This is a genomic window from Saccharopolyspora sp. NPDC002376 (genome assembly GCF_053593195.1).
The window spans coordinates 1-19564 of record NZ_JBSFBZ010000021.1; the positions used below are offsets into that span (position 1 = coordinate 1).

18 protein-coding genes are annotated in these 19564 nt (G+C 69.8%); 8 read left to right on the top strand and 10 right to left on the bottom strand.

Annotated elements, in window-relative coordinates; all coding sequences use genetic code 11:
* The first annotated feature begins 159 nt into the window (after positions 1 to 159).
* Both eda and ACWCO2_RS16200 read left to right on the top strand, forming a co-directional pair.
* Positions 160 to 783 carry a bifunctional 4-hydroxy-2-oxoglutarate aldolase/2-dehydro-3-deoxy-phosphogluconate aldolase gene (eda, locus tag ACWCO2_RS16195; protein ID WP_450128527.1) on the top strand — a complete coding sequence of 208 codons (624 nt, stop codon included), beginning with the start codon at positions 160 to 162 and terminating at the stop codon, positions 781 to 783.
* 143 nt (positions 784 to 926) lie between these two features.
* A complete protein-coding gene (locus ACWCO2_RS16200) occupies positions 927 to 2276 on the top strand; it encodes a polysaccharide deacetylase family protein (protein ID WP_450128528.1) in 1350 nt (449 codons plus the stop codon).
* 13 nt (positions 2277 to 2289) lie between these two features.
* Here the strand turns inward: ACWCO2_RS16200 and ACWCO2_RS16205 are convergent, their stop codons facing one another.
* Positions 2290 to 2946 (bottom strand): HAD family hydrolase, encoded by a 657-nt coding sequence (locus ACWCO2_RS16205; protein WP_450128529.1) that lies wholly within the window; start codon positions 2944 to 2946, stop codon positions 2290 to 2292.
* A gap of 71 nt (positions 2947 to 3017) precedes the next feature.
* Complete coding sequence (locus ACWCO2_RS16210; RefSeq protein ID WP_450128530.1) at positions 3018 to 3668, bottom strand: hypothetical protein; 651 nt, start codon at positions 3666 to 3668, stop codon at positions 3018 to 3020.
* A gap of 66 nt (positions 3669 to 3734) precedes the next feature.
* Between ACWCO2_RS16210 and ACWCO2_RS16215 the strand changes: the two genes are divergently transcribed.
* The gene (locus ACWCO2_RS16215; protein ID WP_450128531.1) at positions 3735 to 4367 is read left to right on the top strand and encodes a TetR/AcrR family transcriptional regulator; all 633 of its coding nucleotides are present in this window, start codon (positions 3735 to 3737) and stop codon (positions 4365 to 4367) included.
* Between the two features lie 61 nt (positions 4368 to 4428).
* Here ACWCO2_RS16215 and ACWCO2_RS16220 read toward each other — a convergent pair whose 3' ends face one another.
* A complete protein-coding gene (locus ACWCO2_RS16220; protein WP_450128617.1) occupies positions 4429 to 5037 on the bottom strand; it encodes a regulatory protein RecX in 609 nt (202 codons plus the stop codon).
* An 18-nt stretch (positions 5038 to 5055) separates the two neighbouring features.
* A complete protein-coding gene (gene recA / locus ACWCO2_RS16225) occupies positions 5056 to 6099 on the bottom strand; it encodes a recombinase RecA (protein WP_450128532.1) in 1044 nt (347 codons plus the stop codon).
* A gap of 258 nt (positions 6100 to 6357) precedes the next feature.
* Here recA and ACWCO2_RS16230 point away from each other — a divergent pair, with 258 nt between their 5' ends.
* The gene (locus ACWCO2_RS16230) at positions 6358 to 7107 is read left to right on the top strand and encodes a DUF4383 domain-containing protein (RefSeq protein ID WP_450128533.1); all 750 of its coding nucleotides are present in this window, start codon (positions 6358 to 6360) and stop codon (positions 7105 to 7107) included.
* A 225-nt stretch (positions 7108 to 7332) separates the two neighbouring features.
* Here ACWCO2_RS16230 and ACWCO2_RS16235 read toward each other — a convergent pair whose 3' ends face one another.
* Positions 7333 to 7527, bottom strand: a complete 195-nt coding sequence (locus tag ACWCO2_RS16235) for a DUF3046 domain-containing protein (protein ID WP_270953040.1) — start codon at positions 7525 to 7527, stop codon at positions 7333 to 7335.
* Between the two features lie 37 nt (positions 7528 to 7564).
* Here ACWCO2_RS16235 and ACWCO2_RS16240 point away from each other — a divergent pair, with 37 nt between their 5' ends.
* Positions 7565 to 7696: a hypothetical protein gene (locus tag ACWCO2_RS16240; RefSeq protein ID WP_450128534.1), complete on the top strand. Its 132-nt coding sequence runs from the start codon at positions 7565 to 7567 to the stop codon at positions 7694 to 7696.
* Positions 7697 to 7705: 9 nt separating this feature from the next.
* Here ACWCO2_RS16240 and ACWCO2_RS16245 read toward each other — a convergent pair whose 3' ends face one another.
* Positions 7706 to 9514, bottom strand: a complete 1809-nt coding sequence (locus ACWCO2_RS16245; RefSeq protein ID WP_450128535.1) for an Hsp70 family protein — start codon at positions 9512 to 9514, stop codon at positions 7706 to 7708.
* A 182-nt stretch (positions 9515 to 9696) separates the two neighbouring features.
* Here ACWCO2_RS16245 and ACWCO2_RS16250 point away from each other — a divergent pair, with 182 nt between their 5' ends.
* Positions 9697 to 14247, top strand: coding sequence for an ATP-dependent helicase (locus tag ACWCO2_RS16250; protein ID WP_450128536.1), 4551 nt, complete (start codon positions 9697 to 9699; stop codon positions 14245 to 14247).
* Positions 14248 to 14294: 47 nt separating this feature from the next.
* Here the strand turns inward: ACWCO2_RS16250 and ACWCO2_RS16255 are convergent, their stop codons facing one another.
* The 3 genes from ACWCO2_RS16255 to ACWCO2_RS16265 are packed head-to-tail and all read right to left on the bottom strand — an operon-like array spanning position 14295 to position 16082.
* The gene (locus tag ACWCO2_RS16255) at positions 14295 to 14813 is read right to left on the bottom strand and encodes a GNAT family N-acetyltransferase (protein WP_450128537.1); all 519 of its coding nucleotides are present in this window, start codon (positions 14811 to 14813) and stop codon (positions 14295 to 14297) included.
* 55 nt (positions 14814 to 14868) lie between these two features.
* The gene (locus ACWCO2_RS16260) at positions 14869 to 15639 is read right to left on the bottom strand and encodes a maleylpyruvate isomerase N-terminal domain-containing protein (protein WP_450128538.1); all 771 of its coding nucleotides are present in this window, start codon (positions 15637 to 15639) and stop codon (positions 14869 to 14871) included.
* Complete coding sequence (locus tag ACWCO2_RS16265) at positions 15636 to 16082, bottom strand: SAV_6107 family HEPN domain-containing protein (protein WP_450128539.1); 447 nt, start codon at positions 16080 to 16082, stop codon at positions 15636 to 15638. The genes ACWCO2_RS16260 and ACWCO2_RS16265 overlap by 4 nt, the downstream gene beginning before the upstream one ends.
* 356 nt (positions 16083 to 16438) lie before the next feature.
* On the opposite strand from ACWCO2_RS16265, the gene ACWCO2_RS16270 reads away from it, so the two are divergent.
* Entirely contained in the window at positions 16439 to 17020 is a 582-nt protein-coding gene (locus ACWCO2_RS16270; RefSeq protein ID WP_450128540.1) for a GNAT family N-acetyltransferase, read from the top strand.
* An 86-nt stretch (positions 17021 to 17106) separates the two neighbouring features.
* On the opposite strand, the gene ACWCO2_RS16275 is transcribed toward ACWCO2_RS16270, so the two are convergent.
* Positions 17107 to 18789 (bottom strand): DUF885 domain-containing protein, encoded by a 1683-nt coding sequence (locus ACWCO2_RS16275; protein WP_450128541.1) that lies wholly within the window; start codon positions 18787 to 18789, stop codon positions 17107 to 17109.
* A gap of 98 nt (positions 18790 to 18887) precedes the next feature.
* Here ACWCO2_RS16275 and ACWCO2_RS16280 point away from each other — a divergent pair, with 98 nt between their 5' ends.
* Positions 18888 to 19556 carry a DUF3153 domain-containing protein gene (locus ACWCO2_RS16280; RefSeq protein ID WP_450128542.1) on the top strand — a complete coding sequence of 223 codons (669 nt, stop codon included), beginning with the start codon at positions 18888 to 18890 and terminating at the stop codon, positions 19554 to 19556.
* Positions 19557 to 19564 lie beyond the last annotated feature (8 nt).

A 19564-nucleotide genomic window follows, 5' to 3' on the forward strand; every position in this document is an offset into this window, starting at 1 on the left:
GTCGTGAGTGCGTAACGGTCTTCGAGCACTGTTACGCACTCACGACCCCACCGCCTCACAGCGAGGTGCCGCAAATTCAACGGAAACTGGATGTCTGATTTCCATTGAAATTGCGTGCCACGAGCCCCCGGCAAGCACCGAGAACGGATGAACTACCTGATGAACACTGCAGCTGACGTGCTCGAACTCTCGCCAGTGGTGCCGGTCGTGGCGCTGGACGACGTCGAGCACGCGGTTCCGCTGGCCGAAGCACTGCTGCGCGGCGGGATCCGGACCATCGAGGTCACCCTGCGCACCGCGGCCGGGCTGCCCGCGATCGAGCGGATCGCCGCCGAGGTCCCCGAGATGGTCGCCGGGGCGGGCACCATCACCGAGCTCGGCCAGGCCAAGCGGGCCGCCGACGCCGGGGCGCGCTACCTGGTCACCCCGGGCACCACGGACCGGCTGCTCGACGACGTCAATGCCTCCGGTGTGCCTTACCTAGCCGGGGCGGGCACCGTGTCCGAGGCGATGCGGCTGGCCGAGCGCGGGGTGACCGCGATGAAGTTCTTCCCCGCCGAGCCCAGCGGCGGCGTGCCGTTCCTCAAGGCGATCGCCGGGCCGCTCCCGCAGCTGCGGTTCTGCCCGACCGGCGGGATCAGCCCGCAGACCGCGCCGAACTACCTCGCGCTGCCGAACGTGGGTTGCGTCGGCGGCTCGTGGCTCGCCCCGAAGGACCTGCTCGCCGCGGGCGACTGGGCGAAGGTCGAGCAGCTGGCCCGCGAGGCCGCTGCCCTGGGTTGATCTGCCGCGCGGAGGTGGTGGCCGCCCATCACCTCCGCACGACGGAGTACCCCCTCCACCTCAAGCGCTGGATCCAGCACGTCCGCCACCAGCCGTAACGTGCCGGGAGTCAGGTCGATCGACCCCCGTTTGGCGGTCAGGTGATGGATGCGCGGAAGCTGCTGAGCCTAGCTCTCACCTGCACCGGGGTCGTGCTGCTGGTGCTGTTCCTCAGCGCCCCGGCCAACGCCGCACCGACGCCCCGGACCGTGGTCAGCTTCACCGTCGACGACGGCACCGCCTCGCAAACCGCCGGCGCCCGAATCCTCAGCCAGCACCGGATGCGCGGCACCTTCTACGTGGTCTCCGGTTCCATCGGCCAGCCCGGCTACCTCAGCCTCGACGACCTGCGCGGCATGGCCGCCGCCGGCCACGAGATCGGTGGGCACACGGTCACCCACCCGGGCCTCGGCACCATCGGCCCGGACGAGCTCCGGCGCGAGATCTGCCAGGACCGCGCCAACCTCACCCGTTGGGGATTCCGCACGACCTCGTTCGCCTACCCCTTCGGCATCGCCAACCAGGCCGATGAGCAGGCCGTGCAGGACTGCGGCTACAACAGCGCCCGCATCACCGGGAGCATCCGGACCGCGCGCGGCTGCGACAACTGCCCGTCGGCCGAGAGCATTCCGCCGCGGAACCCGATGGCCGTGCGCGGCACCGGCATGATCGATCCGAGCTGGACGTTGGAGGAGCTCCAACAGGTCGTGCTGAACGCCGAGGCCGACGGTGGCGGCTGGGTTCCCGTTGTGCTGCACCAGATCTGCGACTTCTGCGGCCCGCTGTCCATCAGCCCCAGGGTGCTGGACCAGTTCGCGTCGTGGCTGGCCACCCGGGAGGCCAACGGCACGGTGGTGCGCACCGTCGACCAGGTGATGGGCGGTGAATCCGCACCGCTGGTCCGTCCGCCCGCACCTGCACCGCGCACCGGGTTGGTGAACGCATCGTTGGAGGAACCCGGACCGCGAGGCTGGGTGCCGAGCAGCTGGGGACGGAACAGTCCGAAGTGGACTCAGGTGCCGGACGCGCACAGCGGGCAGTCGGCGCAGCGGCTCGACCTGGCGGACTACATCAACGGCGACGCCAAGCTCCTGCAGCGGATGGACCAGGGCGAGGTGTCACCGGTCGCGCACGAGAACAACACCTACACGCTCAACGCCTGGTACAAGTCGACCGCGCGGACTCAGTTCGCCGTCTACTACCGCGACCGGGCCGGGGCCTGGCACTACTGGACGACCAGCCCGTTCTTCTCCCCCACCGCCGAGTGGACCGCGGCGACGTGGACGACCCCGGCAGCCCCGCCCGGCACGACAGGACTGAGCTTCGGACTCGCCCTGTCGGCGCCAGGTTCGCTGACCACCGACGACTACGATCTGCAGGAACACCCCAAGGTCAGCTACGAGCGCCTGTGCACCCATCTGCCTTGGGTGTCCCTGGTCAGCTGGCTGTGCTGACCGGCCAGGCGAGCTAGTTGAGGAGGGCCAGGGCTTCGGGAATCGAGTCGACGACCGGGCGGCCGGTCTTCTCCAGGGCCTCGCGGCTGGTTATGCCGGTGGTGACCAGCACGCAGCGCGTTCCGGCTTGCTCCGCCGCGTGGGCGTCGTCGAGGACATCACCGATGAGGACCGCGTCCCGGGCGTCGAGTTCCTGCGCTGCCAGGTGGCGGCGCAGGTGTTCGGCCTTCGAACCCCCGCCGACCTCCGCGCGCAAGCCGTCGACGCGCGCGAACATCTCGTACAAGCCTCGGTCCGTCACCAGCTCGACGAGCTCGCCGTGGAACCACATGGACAGCAGGGACTGGCTGCGGCCGGGTTTCGCCCAGTCCTGCAAGGCGTTCGGCACGCCCTTCGCCAAACCGCAGGTGTCCAGCAGCTTTCGGTACGCATCGTGGTAGAGCATGTCGATGCGGGCCCAGTCCCGGTCGTCCAGCGACCTCCGCAGCAGGCGCTCGTAGCACTGCAGCAGCGGTCGTCCGAACACCGCGCGCCACTCGTCGATGTCGATGTGCTCGCGGTCGAATTCCGCGCAGACGGTGTTCACCGCTGATACCACGGCGTGGTTGTCGTCCAGGAGAGTTCCGTTCCAGTCCCACACGATGTGCCGAGTGTCCGCGAGAGTCGTCATGACTGGCGACTCTACGAGCCCGCACCGACTTTCCGGTACCGCCGTCCCCGGTTGAGAGACCTGGCCGACACTCAGCTGGCTCCCAGCAGGATCACGCTGCAGACGACGATCCAGGCTGCCCAGCCGAGCCAGCCGATCAGGCCGGTCACCGCGATGCGGTTCGTGCCGTCGGTGTTGTAGGGGCTGGTCGACGACGAGACGAACAGCAGCGCTGCGCTGAGATAACCGAGCCAGGCATGCCATTCGGGGATGAACCCGACACCCACACCGGCGACGCTGAATCCGATCAGGGCCAGCGCCAGGAAGACCTGGTTGAATCCGAACAGGACGTTGTTCACCGTCCACAGCCCGACGATCGAGTCCCGGTTCTGGGCAGCGGCCGCCATTCCGAACCGCAACGCCTCCACCACCATGAACGTGGCGTTCTGCATGAGGACACCGGCGAAGCCGACGAGCGCCCACGCATCTGTTCCCGGTTCACCGCGCCACAACTCCGCGAGCAGTCCGGCGGCGAACACCGTGGTGAACAGCCAGGTAGCCGGCGCGACCACCGAGGGTTTCTTCAACCGACCGCCTAGCGCGGCCAGCGAGTCGGCTACCTCCGACGGGGACTGGCCCGAGTTCGGCATCGGGAGCCCGATGCGGATGTAGATGGCGTTGATGGCGAGGGCCAACAGGACGAACCCGATGCCTCCCACTCCCGCAAGACTGGCGACGGTCATCGCGCACCCCAATTAACTTAACTTAGTTTATAATCAATATAGGTCACGTTAGACGAAGGGGTGGTCATGGCGGAAGAGACCGGGCGGCGCCGGTACAACTCGCTGCGCCGCATGACGCAGGCGCACCAGACCAGGGCCGAGATCGCCGACGCCGCGCGTCGGCTGTTCGTCGCGCGGGGCTGGGCGGCCACCACCGTGCGAGATGTCGCCCGCGAGGCGGGGGTTTCCGCGCCGACCGTCTACGCGGCCTACCAGAACAAGACCGGATTGGTCTGGGCGCTGGCCGAAGCAGCCGACATCGCTGCTGACCTGCCACGGCAGATCGACGAGCTGGAAGCCACCACCTACCCTCGACAGCACCTGGCCGCGATGGCCGGCTACGACCGACGCGTGTTCGAGCGCGCCGGCGACCTCATCGCGCTGATCCGCGAAGCCGGTCGAACCGAACCCGAGCTCGCGAACTTCTACCGGCAGGCGCGAGAAGTGGCCGACCGGACTCGTTTTCAGACATTCACTTCCTGGCCCGAGGGCACGCTCCGCCCGGACCTGGACATCCCCACGGCCGTCGACATCTACGCGACCCTGTGCAACATCGACGTCTACACAACGCTCACCGCAGAGCGCTCCTGGTCACCTGACCACATCGAGCAGTGGTGGAGCGAAACCCTCGCCCGCGAACTGCTCGCCCAGCCCGCATAGAACGAAGCGGGGGCCGGTTCCGATACGGAACCAGCCCCCGCTTCGGGGAAACTGCTCGTGGTCACGGGGTTTCGAAGCCCAGGGATTCTTCTCCGGAGCGTTCGATCTCTTCGCGCACCACCCGGAAGGCCAGACCTTCGGAATAACCCTTGCGGGCCAGCATTCCGACCAGGCGGCGCATCTTCGTCGTGTGATCCAGCGAGCTCATGCTGCGGAGCTTGCGCTGCACCAGTTCGCGGGCCCGCTCCGCCTCCGCGTCAGAATCCACAGTGGACAGCGCCGCTTCCACCAGGTGTTCGTCGACGCCTTTGCGGCGCAGCTCGAAGCCCAGCGCCTTGCGCCCCAAGCCCTGCGTGCGCTGCCGCGCATGCACCCACTCGTCCGCGAAGGCGGCGTCGTCGACCAGACCCGCGTCGACGAACTTCTGCAGCACGCCGTCGGCGATGTCCTCGTCGATCCCCTTGCGCAGCAAGGCTTGACGCAACTCCCCGCGGCTGCGCGCACGCGCCGCCAAGAGCCGGTACACGATGTCGCGCGCCTGGCTCTCCGGGTTGTCGTCCTTGCGCCGCTTCGAATCCGTCGCTTCGTCCGGAGTCCCATCCGCCGGACGGGCATCGTCGGAGCGGCGGTTCTGCGCACCGCCGCTCCGACGCCTACCACCGTCGTTCATCCGCACCAACGTTCAGGATCAGAAGTCAACCGGAGCCGGCTCGGCGTCCTCCCCGTCCAGGGTGGCACCAATGCCGAGCTTCTCCTTGATCCGCTTCTCGATCTCGTTGGCGACGTCCGGGTTCTCCCGCATGAACCGGCGGGCGTTCTCCTTCCCCTGGCCCAGCTGGTCGCCCTCGTAGGTGTACCAGGCACCGGACTTGCGGATGATGCCCTGCTCGACGCCCATGTCGATCAGCGAGCCCTCGCGGCTGATGCCGATGCCGTAGATGATGTCGAACTCGGCCTGCTTGAACGGTGGTGCGACCTTGTTCTTGACCACCTTGACGCGGGTCCGGTTGCCGACCGCGTCCGAGCCGTCCTTGAGCGTCTCGATCCGCCGCACGTCCAGCCGTACCGAGGAGTAGAACTTCAGCGCCTTACCGCCGGTGGTGGTCTCCGGGGAGCCGAACATCACGCCGACCTTCTCGCGGAGCTGGTTGATGAAGATCGCGGTGGTCTTGGCGTTGTAGAGCGCGGAGGTCAGCTTTCGCAGCGCCTGACTCATCAGCCGGGCCTGCAGACCCACGTGGCTGTCACCCATGTCGCCCTCGATCTCGGCGCGCGGCACCAGCGCGGCCACCGAGTCGATGACGATGACGTCCAGCGCGCCGGAGCGGATCAGCATGTCCGCGATCTCCAGCGCCTGCTCACCGGTGTCCGGCTGGGACACCAGCAGTGCGTCGGTGTCCACGCCGATCGCCTTGGCATACTCGGGATCCAGCGCGTGCTCGGCGTCGACGAACGCCGCAGTACCGCCCAGCTTCTGGGCGTTGGCCACCGCGTGCAGGGCAACTGAGGTCTTACCACTGCTCTCCGGGCCGTAGATCTCCACGATCCGGCCGCGCGGCAGACCGCCGATCCCGAGCGCGACGTCGAGCGAGATGGAGCCGGTCGGGATGACCTCGATCGGCGCGCGCGACTCGTCGCCGAGTCGCATGACCGACCCCTTGCCGAACTGCTTGTCGATCTGGGCGAGCGCCAGCTCCAGCGCCTTGCCCTTGTCCGGTGTCGCTGCTGCCATCGGGGTCCACCTCGGTCGAATCGTGCTTCGTCGTTGTTCGGTTCAGACGCTACGGGCAGGGACCGACAATTCCGGCCGCGGGGCTCGCCGCCCTCGATCCCGTGCCCCCACATCTTAAGCGAACGGATGTTCGATCAACCTCCCGACACGCCAGTCACATCACCCGGTCGTGTGACGGTGCGATCACCTCGGTCCGGGTGGACACTCGGAGAGCTACTTGGCGCTCGCTCATCGCGACCCGAGGAGGAGGTGCCGATCATGCGCATGGACCGATACCTTCCGCCGGACCACCCGCTCAGCCGGTTCTACCGGATGGCGGCGGCCGTCTTCGGCGCCTGCCTGCTGGCCTTCGGCGTGCTGGGCGTGGCCAACCGGGTGCCGCTGTTCACCACCAGCGGCATCGACATCCTCGGGCTGTCCAGCAACGGCCTGCTCGCGGTGGTCTCGATCGTGGTCGGCGCGATCCTGGTCTGCGCCGCCGCCTGGGGCGGACCGGTCGCCTCCACCACCACCGCCGTGATCGGCGTGCTGTTCTTCCTGTCCGGGCTGATCAACCTCGGGCTGCTCAACACGCCCTGGAACCTGTTCGCGTTCAAGCTGCAGAACGTCGTGTTCAGCCTGATCGCCGGCATGGTCCTGATGTTCTTCGGGCTCTACGGCCGGGTCAGCGGCGGACTGCCGCAGGACAACCCGTTCGTCCGCTACCGGCACCACGAACCACCCGCCGAGGAAGTCCCCGAGCAGCGCCTGGCCGATGAGCAGCGCATCGCCGAGCTCACCCCGCTGGCCAGGGACGAGATCGCGGTGGCCGAAGGCCACCCCACTCCGGAACAGGCGCGACGAGTGCGCGCCGAGGCCTGGCGGCACATGCAGGAAGAGCGCCGCCGCGCCTACCAGCACTACGCGAACGCCGGGCGCACGCCCGAGCAGCAGCTCAGCGCCCAGAACCTCTGGGCCGACTTCGAAACCCCGGAGCAGTCCAAACCCAACCGGGAACCGGAGTCCTGACCCATCGCTCCCCCAGGAGGACGCGAGTTCAATGGAAATCAGACGTCCGATTTCCATTGAACTCGCGGAAGTTCTCCACAGGTCGGACGACCTGTCCACAGTCGTCGGCGTGTCGGGCGGACGACGTGCCGGTGGACCACAGTTTCAATTGAAACTGTAAATCCCAGGCACGACGGAACACAGTTTCAATTGAAACTGTAGTTGATCATGGCAGGGGCCGGAGGGTCAGCGGCGTTCCGGGGGGACTTCGAAGGCTTCGCAGATCGCCTGCCAGACCTCTTTCGTCGACATCCCGGCTTCGAGGGCTTGGTCGACGGTGCGCCCGTCGAGCGACGAGAAGACGTGGTCCTGGGCCAGCATCTCGGCGCGAACCCGACCGAATTCGTCGGCCATGCGTTGGCGGAAAGCTGTGTGGCGCATCGCCCGTCAGCCTACGCGCCTCCAGTACCCTGGTGGTGTGCTGCTCCTGATGCAGGCCGATCTGACGGGCCTGTCCAGCCCGCTCGGCAAGGTCGTGATCGCCCTCAGCCTGCTGGCCGCGGTCGTGGTCGCGGTGCGGTTCCTGTGGGAGAACCGCAATCGCCGCTGAACCCTGCCGTCAGGCCAGGCCCGGCTGGACGGTCTTCTCGAACTCGTCGGCCAGGGCGTCGGGGCTCAACTTCCGGTCGGGGTTGGGCATGAGCACCATGCCGACCAGCGGCCGGTCGTCGACGGTGAACACCAGGGTGCCGAAGTCGACGCCGGTCACCGCGCGGTAGCTGCCGGACAGCCCGTTGCCGGTCCAGTCGGCCTCGACCTGCTTGCTGTGCACCCCGTTGAACGACAGCAGCAGATCGGCCCGCGCGGCCGCCGCTTCCGGCGAATCCAGCTGGGTGTAGATGATCTGGGTGCCCTCGTTGGGGTTTCCGACCGAGCAGGACACCACGGTGCCGCTGAGCTCCCGCAGTCCCGGCATGACCCGCTGCCAGCCGGGCGCGCAGTTGGCCTTCTCCGGGACGCTGCCCGCGAGGTTCCGCATGCACGAGGTGAAGCCCTTGTCGTCCTTGGGGCCGGGCTGGAAGCACTCCGACGCGCTGGGCGCGGGCGAGTCGCCGTTGAGGCGCAGCACGACCGCCACCACGGCGACGATAACCGCGACGGCGGCGAAAGCGCCCAGCCCGATCAGGAGGTTGCGCTTGGAACCGGAACCGGTCGGCTGCGGGGCCTGCTGCGGCAGGACGACCGGGTGGGTGCGCACCGTGTCGGGCTCGCGGTAGCCGGGTTGCGCGACGGGCGCCGGCTGGGCGGGGGGCGGCGCGACCTGGGTCGGCCGGATGTCGTTGGTCCACATCGCCGCGCCGTCGCGGGCCACGTGGTGGGCGCCGAACGCGACCGCGGTCTCCGGCTGGTCGAGTGTGGTCGGCACGACCCGCAGCTGCTCCCCGATCAGGCTCGCGACCAACGGCAACCGGCTGGAGCCACCGACCAGGTAGATCCCGGCGAGCTGCTCGGGCGCCATGCCGTTGGAGCGCAGCACCGAGGCCAGCAGCTCGACGCTGCGCAGCATGGTGGGCCGCACCAGGCCTTCCAGCTCCGCGCGGGTGACCAGCACGTCATCGAAGGGCTCGGGCATCGGCACCTCGGTCTGCGGGTGCCGGGACAGCGTCTCCTTCGCCGCTCGGACATCCTCGTGCAGCGCGCGCTGGGCGCGGCGGTCGGCGGTGGTGTCCGGCCGCAGCAGGTGCTGCCAGCGCTGCGGGTCCTTGTTGGAGATCTGCCGCCCGACGTGCTCCAGCAGCGCCTGGTCGACGTCCAGACCGCCGAGGTCGCCCAGGCCGTCCTCGGCCAGCACCACGAACCCGGCCTGGCCGGCGCCCACGATCGCGCAGTCGAAGGTGCCCGCGCCGAGGTCGTAGACGGCCAGCACCTGGCCGTTGCCGAGCGCTCGGTCCGGGAACGACGCGAAGTGCGCGGCGGCCGCGACGGGTTCGGGTACCAGGACGAGGTTGCAGCTGAACCCGGCCAGCCGCGCGGCCGAGAGCAGCACGTTGCGCCGGACGGTGCCCCACTGCGCGGGGTGGGTGAGGCGGACCTCGTCGGGCTGGACGCCGCCGAGCTGGCGGGTGGTCTCCTCGGCGACGCGGTGCAGGACGGCGGCGAGCGCGTCGGTGACCGTGATGACGTTGTCGCCGAGCAGGAGGGTGCTCTCGTCGACGCGGCGCTTCGGGTTCGGCTCGAACCGGGACGGGTCCAGTCGGGCCCGGCGTTCGGCGTCCCGGCCGACGATGAGCCCGCCGTCCTCGGTGGCGAACACCGCCGAGGGCATCGTCGCCGATCCGTCCACCTCGATCACGCGCGGTGGCCGACCGTGCGCCGACAGCACCGCGACGGTGTTCGAGGTACCGAGATCCACTGACAGGACGCGCACCCGTCCCCCTCCCAGAAATAGGACCTTGCAACCGGAATGCTGCCACGTGCGGGCGCGGCGGAAGCACGGATCCCGACCATTGGGCCGAGATCCGCCGTCCGGCAGCCACTTTGGACAGTGCTGATCTCGGCTCCGCGCGGCCTCGGCGGCGCGATGTCGGACTGTTGGTCCAGCATGGAGGGGTGCGCGATGTGCTGGACACCTTCTCCGCCGCGACCCGCGACTGGTTCCGCGGCGCCTTCGCTGCGCCCACCGAAGCGCAGCGCGGCGCGTGGGAGGCCATCGCCGAGGGTGAGCACGCGCTGGTCGTCGCCCCGACCGGTTCCGGCAAGACGCTCGCGGCGTTCCTGTCCGCCCTGGACAAGCTGGCCGTCGAAGGCGCGCCCGCCGACGCCAAGCACCGCTGCCGGGTGCTCTACGTCTCGCCGCTGAAGGCGCTGGCCGTCGACGTGGAGCGCAACCTGCGCGCGCCGCTGGCCGGGATCCGGCAGGCCGCGCAGCGACGAGGCAGCGCACCACCGGACATCGCGGTCGGCATCCGCACCGGCGACACCCCAGCTGACCAGCGACGATCGTTCAACCGAACGCCGCCGGACGTGCTGGTGACCACACCGGAGTCGCTGTTCCTGCTGCTGACCTCGGCCGCGCGGGAGTCGCTGCGCGGGGTGGAGACGGTGATCATCGACGAGGTGCACGCGGTGGCGGGCACCAAGCGCGGGGCGCACCTGGCGCTGTCCTTGGAGCGGCTGGACGAGCTCCTGCCCCAGCCCGCGCAGCGCATCGGGTTGTCCGCCACGGTCCGGCCGGTCGAGGAGGTGCGCACCTTCCTGGCCGGCGGGCGGCCGGTTCGCACCGTCCAGCCTGCGCACCCGAAGGAGGTCGAGGTCCGGGTCGAGGTGCCGGTGCCGGACATGGCCGAGCTGGGCGCGTCCACCGGCGAGACCGACGACCAGCACACGTCGATCTGGCCTTCGGTGCAGGACCGGATCCTGGAGCTGATCCGGCAGCACCGGTCGACCATCGTGTTCGCCAATTCCCGGCGACTGGCCGAGCGGCTGACCGCCGGGCTCAACGAACTCGCCGAGGAAAATCCGGCGCCGATGGCGCGGTTCCCGGCTGAAGCGGTGGGCGGTTCCGGGGTGACGACCGGAGCGCTGCCGGTCATCGCCAAGGCGCACCACGGCTCGATGTCGAAGGAACAGCGCGCCGTGGTCGAGGAGGAGCTCAAGTCCGGGCAGCTGGCCTGCGTGGTGGCCACCTCGTCGCTGGAACTCGGCATCGACATGGGCGCGGTGGACCTGGTGGTCCAGGTGGAGACACCGCCGAGCGTGGCTTCCGGGCTGCAGCGCATCGGACGTGGCGGGCACCAGGTCGGCGCGGTGTCGCGCGGCGTGGTGTTCCCGAAGTTCCGCGGCGATCTCGTCGGATGCGCGGTCGTGTCGGAGCGGATGGCCGACGGGCTGATCGAATCGATCGCCTTCCCGCGCAATCCGCTGGACGTGCTGGCGCAGCACGTGGTGTCGATGGTCGCGATGGACGCCTGGCCGGTGCCGCAGCTGGCTTCCGTGGTGCGCCGCGCCGCGCCGTTCGCCGGGTTGCCCGACTCTGCGCTGAACGCGGTGCTGGACATGCTGGCGGGCCGCTATCCGAGCGAGGAGTTCGGCGAACTGCGTGCGCGGATCGTCTGGGACCGGGTCAACGACGAGCTGCGCGCGCGGCCGGGTGCGCAGCGGCTGGCGGTCACCTCCGGTGGCACGATCCCCGACCGCGGCCTGTTCATGGTGACCACGCCCGGCGACGACGCGGGCAGGGGCGGCGTGCGCGTCGGCGAGCTCGACGAGGAGATGGTCTACGAGTCGCGGGTGGGCGACACGTTCCTGCTGGGCACCTCGGCGTGGCGGGTGGAGGACATCACCCACGACCGGGTCGTGGTGACCCCGGCGCCGGGCCAGCCCGCCCGGATGCCGTTCTGGAAGGGCGATTCACCGGGCCGCCCGCTCGAGCTGGGACGTGCGCTCGGAGCGTTCGTCCGGGAGCTGACCAGCGCGGACACCGAATCCGCACGGGAGCGGATCGCCTCCGCCGGGCTCGATGAGTGGGCGCAGGACAACCTGGTGTCCTATTTGGACGAACAGCGGCGGGCCACCCGGCACGTGCCCGACGACCGCACGATCGTGGTGGAGCGGTTCCGCGACGAGCTCGGCGACTGGCGGCTGGTGGTGCACTCCCCGTTCGGGGCGAAGGTCAACGGGCCGTGGGCGCTGGCGATCGGGGCGCGGATCCGGGAGCGGCGCGGCATCGAACCGCAGGTCGCGTCCTCCGATGACGGGATCGTGCTGCGGTTGGCCGACGCGCTGGACGATTCCGGCGCTGAGGTGCTGCCGACCGCCGAGGACGTGCTGCTGCCACCGGAGGAAGTTCAGCAGGTGGTGACCGACGAGGTCGGCGGCTCGGCGCTGTTCGCCGCGCGGTTCCGGGAATGCGCGGCGCGGGCGCTGCTGCTGCCCCGCCGCGACCCGCGTCGCCGCACGCCGCTGTGGCAGCAGCGGCAGCGAGCGGCTCAGCTGCTGGCGGTGGCGGCGCAGTACGAGCAGTTCCCCATCGTGCTGGAGGCGATGCGGGAATGCCTGCAGGACGTCTACGACCTGCCCGGGTTGACCGAGCTGATGTCGCAGGTGGCCGCGCGGAAGGTGCGGGTGGTCGAGGTCGAGACCCCAACGCCGTCGCCGTTCGCGCGCAGCCTGCTGTTCGGCTACATCGGCATGTTCCTGTACGAGACCGACGCGCCGCTGGCCGAACGGCGATCGGCCGCGTTGAGCCTGGATTCGACGCTGCTGGCCGAGCTGCTCGGGTCGGAAGCGCTGCGGGAGCTGCTCGATCCCGAGTCCCTCCAGGAGATCGAGCAACAGCTGCAACGGCTCGCCCCGGACCGGCACGCCCGCGACACCGAGTCCACAGTGGATCTACTGCGGTTCCTCGGTGATCTGTCCACATCAGAAGCTGAAGCGCGGGGGGTGCGCGCTGAATGGCTTGCCGACCTCTTTGAACAGCGGCGCGTGCTGCATGTTCGCATCGCTGGGCAGGAGCGCTGGATCGCCATCGAGGACGCGGGCAAGGTTCGCGACGCGCTGGGTGTCGCGCTGCCGGTCGGGGTGCCCGAGGCGTTCACCGAACCGGTCGCCGATCCGCTGGGCGATCTGCTGATCCGCTACGCGCGTTGCCGCGGGCCGTTCACCGCCGATACCGCGGCGCAGCGCTTCGGGCTGGGAGTCGCGGTGGTGCACGGCGTGCTGGACAGGATGACCGGTTCCGGCCGGCTGGTCCGCGGCGAGCTGCGACCGCTGGAGGCCGGGGGCGGCCGGGCGTTGGAGTACTGCGACGCCGAAGTGTTGCGGCGGCTGCGGCGGGCTTCGCTGGCGCGGTTGCGCGCGGAGGTCGAACCCGTCGAACCCGCCGCGCTGGGACGGTTCCTGCCTGCTTGGCACGGCATCGGCGCGCGACTGCGCACCGCGCCGACCGTCGACGACGTGTACTCCGTCGTCGAGCAGCTGGCCGGCGTACCGGTCCCGGCCAGCGGCTTGGAGTCGCTGCTCCTGCCCGCGCGGTTGCCCGGCTACTCCCCCGCGCTGCTCGACGAGCTGACCGCGACCGGGGAGGTCACCTGGGTGGGATCCGGCGCGTTGGCCGGTGGTGATGGCTGGATCGCGCTGGCGCCCACCGATGTCGCCGACCTGCTGCTGCCGGATCTGCCTGAGGAGCCCGGCACCGATTCGCCGCTGCACCGAGCCGTGGTGTCCGCATTGGACGGTGGGGCGTTGTTCTTCCGGCAGCTGGCCGACCGCGCGGGGGCGTTGTTGCTGGAGCAGGAGGAGAACGCGCCGGCGGATGACGAGGTCACCTCGGCGTTGTGGGATCTGGTGTGGTCCGGCGCGGTCACCAACGACACGCTCGCGCCGTTGCGGTCCTTGGTTTCCGGGCGCGGCGCTGCGCACAAGCCTCGCCGCAGTGCGCCTCGTGGCCGTTATGCGCGGCTGCGGGCGGGGCGTCCGTCGATGCCGAGTCGGAGTGGTCCGCCGACGGTTTCCGGGCGTTGGTCGCTGGCACCGCAGCCGTCGAGCGAACCGACGCGTCGCGCGCATGCCCGCGCTGAGGCATTCCTGGAGCGGCACGGGGTGCTCACTCGCGGAGCATTGGACATCGAGCGCGTCACCGGCGGGTTTTCCGCCGTGTACAAGGTTCTTCGGGCGATGGAGGAATCCGGGCGTTGCCGTCGCGGGTACGTCGTCGAAGGGCTCGGGGCCGCGCAGTTCGCGGTGCCCGGTGCGATCGACCGCCTGCGCGCGCTGTCCCGCGACGAGAGCGACGGCGATGCCGTGGTGCTGGCCGCGGCTGATCCGGCTCAGCCGTACGGCGGGGCGTTGGAATGGCCTGCTGTGATGGGTGAAACCCGGCATCGACCTGGACGCAAGGCGGGCGCGCTGGTGGTTCTCGTGTCCGGTGGGGCGGTGTTCTACATCGAGCGCGGCGGGAAAGCACTGCTGTCGTTCACCGAGGACGAGTCGGCGCTGCGAGCAGCCGCAGCGGGGCTTGCGCGCGTCGTCCGCGACGGCTGGCTGGAGCAGCTCTCGGTGCAGCGCGCAGATGGCGAAGGCGCGTGGGGATCACGGCTCGCGGCGGTGCTGACCGAAGCAGGATTTCGCGCCACCCCGAAGGGTCTGCGCCTACGCGCCTGACGTCCGGAGTTCGGCGAAGGTTCCCAAATTTAGGGAAATTTGGGACTCTACAGCTCCATGAACGGCTTCGGGTAGGCGAATTCGCCGCGGATCGCGGGGGTGTAGGACGCCAGGGTTCGGGCCTGGAAGTGCGAGGCCCAGTCCGGCACCTGCGGCGTGATTCCGTACTTCTGCGCCGGCTCGAACCCGAACTTCGGGTAGTAGTCCAGGTGCCCGAGCAGCACCACGACCGGCTCGCCGAGAGCGTCAGCCGCACCGAGAACCGCGTGCATCAACGCCGCACCGACGCCGCTGCGCTGGACATCCGGCAGCACACCGATCGGCCCCAGCGCCAACACCGGAGCGTCGGCGACGTGGCCACGGGTGCACACGACATGCCCGACCACCTTCCCGTCCTGCTCGGCGACCATCGACAGCTCCGGCAGCCAGGCGTCGTCCGCGCGCAGGGCGTCGACGAGCCCGGCTTCCGCCGGAACCGCGTCCGGGCGGTCGGCATCGGCGAAGGCAGCCGTATGCACCTCGTGGATGGCAGCGACGTCGGCGGGTGTCTCGCGTCGGATCAGCACCCGACCACGCTGCACCGATTGCGCTTGTGCCGCAACCGAATTTTCCCCGCCGCGGTCAGCGAGTGGCGAGTTGCAGCAACCCCCACAGCTGAGCCACCGCGTTCGGATCCCCACTGGTCTCCACCGCTCGGTTCGGCAGTCGACCCCACATCCACAGGTAGACCGCCGCCGCGTCACCGCCCACCACCGCATCCGGCGTCGTGGTCGCCACGTCGTCCGAACTGACCACGGCGGTCCCGTGCTGATCCGCGGTGACCAGCCAGTTGCGGCCGTCCACGTACACCCCCACCGAGCAGGGATGACTCGCGGTGATGCCCAGCGCGCGCAGCCGGTAGTCGAACCACGCCCGCAGCACTTCGTCGATGCCGTCGGTCGCCACGTCGGGCTCGATCGCGGTCCGCTCCACGCCCGCCGCGGTCTGCACGTCCACCCGGTGCACCGTGGTGGCGTGCAGCATCCGGCGCAGCCAGAACCGCACCTCGTGCTGCTCCGGCCACCAGGTCGGGCACGGGTCGTGCGGTGGTCGCGCCCCGAACTCCGCCAGCAGTCCGGCCAACCGGACCGCGAACCGGCTCGCCACCTCGCGGAGTTCGGGCTGTTCCGGCAGCTCCCACTCACGTTCCATCTCCGCGGAACCGAGCCAGCACAACACGTCCTCGCACAGGTCCCCCACGTGCCGCACGGTCTGCCCCAACGTCCGCCCGGACGCGCTCCACACCGGAGCGTCCGGGTGCGCGTCGTGCGTCGCCGCGGTCAGCAGCTGCGCCTCGATGCCGAGCAGGTCCAGCATCCGCCCGTAGTCCAGTCCCACTTCAGTGCCGTTCACCGCGCCACCCCCAACAAGCTGCGCCCAACGATGTCCAGGAATTCCCGGCTGCGCGCCAAAAGTCCGTCGGCGTCGAGCCAAGTGATCGTCGGCACGCCGGCCTCGGCGACCGCGCGCCGGTCCGATCGCGCCGCGAAGTAGGCCGCCCACTCCCGCAGTTCCGGGGCGGCCCCGGTTAACAACGTCCACACGCTGACCGGACGCCCCCGCTCGCGCTGCCAGGAACGGGCCACCACCACCGCTGTGGCCGCGCGCAACGCAGCCACGTGGGCGGACACGTACCGCTCGCCCGGGTGTTTCGCCTGCGCCGCTTCGTGCAGGCAGGTCCGGGCGTTTAGCAGCAACGACAGCGAACCCGCCGGCGTTTCCGCCTCGGGGGTCGGGCCTTGGTTCTCCACGGAGCTCCGCGGAGCGGGAATCGAGAGATCGGCGGAAAAAGACATCGGCGCTCTCCTCTGCACGACGAAGCCGTCCACACCGCCCGGGGACCGCGCTGCCCAGCGACGACACGTCCCCGAGCAGCTGCTCTCCGAGGCGGCAGGCCCGGTGGCGGAGTGCTTCCCCCACTCCACCACCGGACCCGGTGTTCGAACTCAAGTTCATCGAACCTTCGTTCGAACATCTTCAGATTAGCGCGCTCGGCCGATCGACTCAAGCACTGCGCCGTAGCTCACCTGTTCGAGTCATGGCCAGCGAAGATGACCACCCGAAAGGACGAATCGAACACGAGGTGACCGCGCCGACACCCGGAGGGCACGCCAGGAAGGACCTCGCACCGCGAACCGGCTAATGTTCGGCCGTGACCGCCGCACCCTCGCCCCGCTGTGACCGGATCGCCGAGCTGACCACCGACCAGCTGCGGGCCCGCCTGCCCGAGGCCCTGCAGGTCTACGTCACCGCGATGGGCTACCCGCCCAGCACCGCACAACAGCGCGCCCCGATGTGGTCGGCGCACATGCTGCGCGCTGGCTGGCGCTGCATCGGCGCGTTCAGCGAGCAGGACCAGCTCATCGGCATCGGCTACGGCTACCTCGGTGCCCCCGGCCAGTGGTGGCACGAGCAGGTCCGCCGCGGCCTGATGGCCAGCGAGGTCGCGATCGGCGACTGGCTGGACGACTACTTCGAGCTGACCGAGCTGCACGTGCACCCGGCCGCGCAGGGCGCCGGCCTCGGCGAGAGCATCCTGCGCCGCCTGCTGACCGACGCGCCGGGCAACAAGGTCCTGCTGTCCACCCCGGAAGGCCCGACGCGCGCCTGGAAGCTGTACCGGCGGGTCGGCTTCACCGACGTCCTGCGCAACTACCGCTTCACCGGCGACCCGCGTCCCTTCGCCGTCCTCGGCCGCCCGCTCCCCCTCGAAGAGCTGCCCGAAGACGCGTGACGGGCACCTCCGACCGGAGCGAACCGATCGGAGGCGCCCTTCACGCTGAGCTCAGCGCCCGTCTTTGATCCTTGACTTCACCGAGATCAGAGCTGAGCGAGTTGCTCTCGGAGGGTGTCGAGGCCCATGCCGCCCATGCGGAGGGCCGTGGTGTGGAACTGCTTGACGTCGAAGTTCGCGCCGTGGCGCTGCTTCGCGTCCTCGCGGGCCGCGCGCCAGAGGCGTTCGCCGAGCTTGTACGACGGCGCCTGGCCGGGCCAGCCCAGGTAGCGGTCGATCTCGTCGCGGACGTGCTGCGGGTCGGTGATCGTCCGGTTGAGCATGAACTCCAGGCCCAGCCCCGGGGTCCAGCGCTCGCCCTCGTGGAATCCGGTGCCCGCCGGGATCTCCAGCTCCAGGTGCATGCCGATGTCGACGACCACTCGCGCCGCGCGGAACAGCTGGTCGTTGAGCATGCCCAGCAGATCGCCGTCGTCCTCGAGGTAGCCCAGCTCGCGCATCAGGCGCTCGGCGTAGAGCGCCCAGCCCTCGCCGTGGCCGGAGACGAAGCAGGCCAACCGCTGGAACTTGTTCAGCCGCTGCGCTTCGTGCACCGCGGTCGCCACCTGCAGGTGATGTCCCGGCACGCCCTCATGGTACACGGTGGACACTTCGCGCCAGGTCGGGAAGTCCTGCTTGTCGGCGGGCACCGACCACCACATCCGGCCCGGCCGGGAGAAGTCGTCGGTCGGCCCGGTGTAGTAGGCACCGACGCCGCCGCCCGGCGGGGCGATCCGGCACTCCAGCTCCATCAGCGGGTCCGGGATGTCGAAGTGCGTGCCGCGCAGGTCCTGCAGGGCCTGGTCGGACAGCCGCTGCATCCACTCCTCGAAGGCCTGCTGGCCGTGGACCTGGTAGCGCGGGTCGGCGTCGAGCGCCGCGGCGGCCTCGGCCAGCGTCGCGCCCGGCTTGATCCGGTTCGCGATCTGCTTCATCTCCGCCTCGATGCCGGCGAACTCCGCCCAGCCCCACTCGTAGGCCTCGCGCAGGTCCAGCCGGGCGCCGGTGAAGTACCGCGACCACAGCCGGTACCGCTCCTCGCCGACGGCGTCCTTCTCCGGCGCCTTCGGCAGCAGCTCGCCGCGCAGGAAGTCCGCGAGCCCGGCGTAGGCCTCGGCCGCGGACTCCGCCGCCGTGTCCAGGTCGCGGCGCAGCGACTCGTCCACGCCGTCAGCGCGCTCCACCATCGCCGCGAAGAACGACGACTGCCCACCGCGACCGGACCAGGTGTCGCACTGCTCAGCGACCTTGCGGACCTGCCGCGCCGCCGACAGGTTGCCGTCCGCGGCCGCCGTCAGCAGGCCGACGCGCAGGCCCAGCAATGCCTCGGGCATCTTCGACAGCCGGCGGGCGATGGTCCGCCAGTGATCCGGGGTGTCGGTCGGCATCAGGTCGAAGACCTGCCGCAGTTCCTGCGCGGGAGAGGCGATCACGTTCAGCGCGGACATGTCCGCACCGATCTCGTGCAGTTCCAGGTCCAGCCCCACCCGTTCGGAGAACACCGCTCGGGCGATGCGCTCCGAATCGTCGCGCGGCTCGGCGGCTTCCACCGCCGCCAGGCTGCGGCGGGACAGCTCGGCGCGGGCCCGGTGCCCGTCCGGCGAGTAGTCGGTCAGTTCTTCTTCTCCACCTGGCACACCCAGGTACGTCGCGGTGATCGGGTCGAGCGCGGCCAGCTCGTCGACGAACCGATCGCTGATCTCGTGCACGCCGTTGTGGTCAACTCCCATGGCAGCCACGCTATCGCGGGTGCCCAGTCCCCACCCGCACTACGACGAAGGGGTCTCGCGGTCGGCGAAATCGGCTGCTGGATGCGAAGATCTCGCAGGTGGAGGCCAAGAAACCGCGTCGCCGCGCAGCATCGCTGCTGGTGCTGATCATCGTGCTCGGCACGCTGCTCGGCGGGTGCCTGCGCGTCAACGCCTCGATGAACGTCTCCGGCGACGACCTGGTGTCCGGCGAAGTGCTGGTGGCCACCGAAACCCCCGACGGCCAGGTGCCGTTCCAGCTGCACCCGCCGGATTCGCTGGCCGACCGGGTCGAGGTCGCGCCGTACCGCGGCGAGGGTCGCGTGGGTTCCCGGTTGTCCTTCCACGACTTGAACTTCGAGGAAGTCCAGGAGCTGGCTGCCGGACTGAGCCAGTCCGACTCCCGGTACCAGCTGAAGCTGTCGCGGTCCGGCTCGCTGGTGATCTTCGACGGTTCAGTGGACCTGACCCCGCTGGCCGACACCGATTCCGCGGTGGACCTGAAGATCAGCGCGCCGGGCGAGATCACCAACACCAACGGCCAGGAGTCGGCGGGCACCGTCAGCTGGACGCTGCAGCCGGGCGCGGTCACCCAGATGTCGGCGATCTACCAGTTCTCGAACTCCGCGGGCGCGGACTGGGTCGGCTGGGCCCTGCTGGTCGTGATCCTCACCTTCGTCGCCGCCGCGCTGGTCGCCGTCCTCGCCCTGCGAAACCACCTCCGCAACCGCGCCGACCAGGCCGCCTGACGAGCTCC

Coding starts and splice junctions, on each gene's coding strand:
- eda (WP_450128527.1), top strand. CDS start 160: ATGAACACTGCAGCTGACGTGCTCGAACTCTCGCCAGTGGTGCCGGTC.
- ACWCO2_RS16200 (WP_450128528.1), top strand. CDS start 927: ATGGATGCGCGGAAGCTGCTGAGCCTAGCTCTCACCTGCACCGGGGTC.
- ACWCO2_RS16205 (WP_450128529.1), bottom strand. CDS start 2,946: ATGACGACTCTCGCGGACACTCGGCACATCGTGTGGGACTGGAACGGA.
- ACWCO2_RS16210 (WP_450128530.1), bottom strand. CDS start 3,668: ATGACCGTCGCCAGTCTTGCGGGAGTGGGAGGCATCGGGTTCGTCCTG.
- ACWCO2_RS16215 (WP_450128531.1), top strand. CDS start 3,735: ATGGCGGAAGAGACCGGGCGGCGCCGGTACAACTCGCTGCGCCGCATG.
- ACWCO2_RS16220 (WP_450128617.1), bottom strand. CDS start 5,037: ATGAACGACGGTGGTAGGCGTCGGAGCGGCGGTGCGCAGAACCGCCGC.
- recA (WP_450128532.1), bottom strand. CDS start 6,099: ATGGCAGCAGCGACACCGGACAAGGGCAAGGCGCTGGAGCTGGCGCTC.
- ACWCO2_RS16230 (WP_450128533.1), top strand. CDS start 6,358: ATGCGCATGGACCGATACCTTCCGCCGGACCACCCGCTCAGCCGGTTC.
- ACWCO2_RS16235 (WP_270953040.1), bottom strand. CDS start 7,527: ATGCGCCACACAGCTTTCCGCCAACGCATGGCCGACGAATTCGGTCGG.
- ACWCO2_RS16265 (WP_450128539.1), bottom strand. CDS start 16,082: ATGTCTTTTTCCGCCGATCTCTCGATTCCCGCTCCGCGGAGCTCCGTG.
- ACWCO2_RS16275 (WP_450128541.1), bottom strand. CDS start 18,789: ATGGGAGTTGACCACAACGGCGTGCACGAGATCAGCGATCGGTTCGTC.